Here is a 2,429-nt window from a genome sequence, read left to right on the forward strand (position 1 = left end):
CAGCCGCCGCCGCCCAGAGCCCCGAGCGGAGCCCCCTCGACGTGCTGCGCGGCGTGGCGGAGCCGTTGCTCGAGCCGCTGGCGACCACCGCCATCGTCGTGGTGTTCGTCATCTTTTTCCTGCTGTACCGGGAAGACCTGCGCGACCGCTTGATCCGCTTGGCCGGCAGCCGGGACCTCCACCGCACCATGGGGGCGATGAACGACGCGGCGAGCCGCCTGTCCCGCTTCTTCCTCGCGCAGGTGGCGTTGAACGCCGGCTACGGCGTGTTCGTCGCCGGCGGGCTGTGGCTGCTCGGGCTGCCCAACCCGGCGCTTTGGGGCATCCTGGCCGCGTTGATGCGGTTCGTGCCCTTCGTGGGCACCTTCGTCGCCGTGGTGCCGCCGGCGCTGCTCGCCCTGGCGGTGGACCCCGGCTGGTCGTTCGCCTTTTGGGTGCTCGGCCTGTTCCTGGTGAGCGAAGGCTTCATGGGCCAAGTGGCCGAGCCGCTGCTTTACGGCCACAGCACGGGCTTGTCGCCGGTTTCGGTCATCGTCGCCACCGCGTTCTGGGCGTTCCTGTGGGGGCCGATCGGGCTGCTCTTGGCCACGCCGCTGACGGTTTGCCTGGTGGTGCTGGGCCGGCACGTGCCCAGGCTGGAGTTCTTGGAGGTCATCCTGGGCGACCGGCCGCCCTTGCTCCCCGAAGAAAGCCTGTACCAGCGGGCGCTGGAAGGGGACGCGGACGGCCTGGTGGCGCAGGCGCGCCGCCACCTGAAGGAGGCGCCGCTGGCCGCCTTCCACGACGAGGTGGCCCTGCGCGCCCTGGCGCTCGCCCAGGCCGACTGGTCGCGGGAGGTCTTGGAGCCGGAGCGGCTGGACGGCGTGCACCGCCACTTCGAAACGATGTTGGACGACTTGGCGGAACGCGCCGAGCCCGCCGCGGCGCCGGACGCGGCCCCCGCCGGCTGGGCGGACGACGGCGCCGTGGTCTGCGTCGCCGGACGCGGCCAGTTCGACGACTTGGCGGCCCAGATGGCGGCCCAGTTGCTGCGCGCCGCGGGCTTCGGCGCCCGCGCGCTGCCGAACGCCGCGCTGGGCGAAGCGGGGCTGGAGCGGCTCGACCCGGCGCGCGTCCGCCTTTGCTGCCTTTCGGTGCTGGAGGAGGGCAGCAGCGCCGCCGGCGTGCGCTACTTCCTGCGCCGTCTGCGGCGGCGGCTGCCCGACACAGCGGTGGTCGTCGGCTTGTGGCGCGCCCGGCCGGACAGCCCGACCCTCACCGCGTTGCGGGAGGAGGGATCGGGCGAAACCACCGTCACGTCCCTGCGGGAAGCGGTGGCCTTTTGCCAAGCCGCCGCAGCCCCGCAATCCGCGCGCGAGGCCGCGGCGGAGCCGGCGCTCCGCGCTTGAAGGCCGGCGCCCCTGGCGCCCCCTCCCGGCCGCGCTCCTTGCCGCGAGGGCGCCGACCTGCTCGGTTCCCGGCGGGAGGCCCAGGAAGCGCGATGCCCGACGACCAGGAAGACCCCCGCGTGCTCTACGCCGCCGACCGGACGGTGCTGGCGGCGGAGCGGACCTACGCGGCCTGGGTGCGCACCGGGCTGGTCGCGCTGGTGGCTGGGGTGGGCGCGAAGGCCTCGCTCGGGAACGTGCTGCCCGATTGGGCCATCCTCTTCAACGCCACGCTGCTGGTGCTGTTCTCCGGGTTCTGCTTCGCGGTCGCGGTGTGGCGCGATCTGCGACCGGGCCACGACGCGCCGCAGCGGTCCGACGTGTGGCGGCTGCCGAAGGCGCTGCTGGTGGTGGTGAACGGCGGACTGCTGCTGGTCTCACTGGGCGCGTTGATGGGCGTTTGGTTCGGGCGGACCGGCGGAGGCTGAGGCGTGCCCGGCCGCTCCGAGATGGGTGTCGATGGTTCCCCCAAGCTCCCAGGGCCGAAACTCTGGCGGGAACCAATTGTCTGCCGCGCTTTGCAAGCGAAAACAACGAGCTGCGTCATTTTGAAGAACCGAAAACGTGAAGCGAGGAACCGATTGAGCTGCGGAAGACGTTCCGGCGGAACCGATTACTTGGCGCGCCGCGGCGGCGAGCGGGGCACGCGAGGCGATGCCTCTCAAGGCCATGAGCCGATGGTCGCAAGGATGATGAAGCCCAGCCCCTCCGTCGCGGCGGATGGCGATGAGCCACCATTGCTTGATGCGGTTGAAGGGCCGCCCCACGACGATGCAGGCACAGTGGAGGCCGTGCGGGAAGTCTGGCTGGCGGCGACACCGGCCCAGCCGCTTGGCGGCGTTCTTGTCGAGCGCCGCCGCGAGCGCTCGTTCGTCGTGGGATCGACCGGGCGTGGGCGCGAAGGCGGTCAGTCGCCCCGCCCAGCCACCGCGCGAGCGCCCGAGGCACTCTGGACTTCCCCAGGAGAAGTGGAGAGCGCTCAGGTAAGGTCATGGGGACCTG

2 protein-coding genes are annotated in these 2,429 nt (G+C 72.0%); both read left to right on the forward strand.

Annotated features, from left to right (window positions below; genetic code table 11):
* Window positions 1-1,388 (forward strand): AI-2E family transporter (locus ABD067_RS24910; RefSeq protein WP_343898125.1); only part of this gene is annotated, 1,388 nt, incomplete at its 5' end.
* Between the two features lie 92 nt (window positions 1,389-1,480).
* Entirely contained in the window at window positions 1,481-1,855 is a 375-nt protein-coding gene (locus ABD067_RS24915; protein ID WP_343898126.1) for a DUF202 domain-containing protein, read from the forward strand.
* Window positions 1,856-2,429: the final 574 nt, after the last annotated feature.

It is taken from the genome of Craurococcus roseus (assembly GCF_039523795.1).
In the GTDB taxonomy this organism is placed as follows: domain Bacteria; phylum Pseudomonadota; class Alphaproteobacteria; order Acetobacterales; family Acetobacteraceae; genus Craurococcus; species Craurococcus roseus.

Bases quoted from the DNA above. Each gene is read 5' to 3' on its own strand.
- ABD067_RS24915 (WP_343898126.1), top strand. From the start codon at position 1,481: ATGCCCGACGACCAGGAAGACCCCCGCGTGCTCTACGCCGCCGACCGG.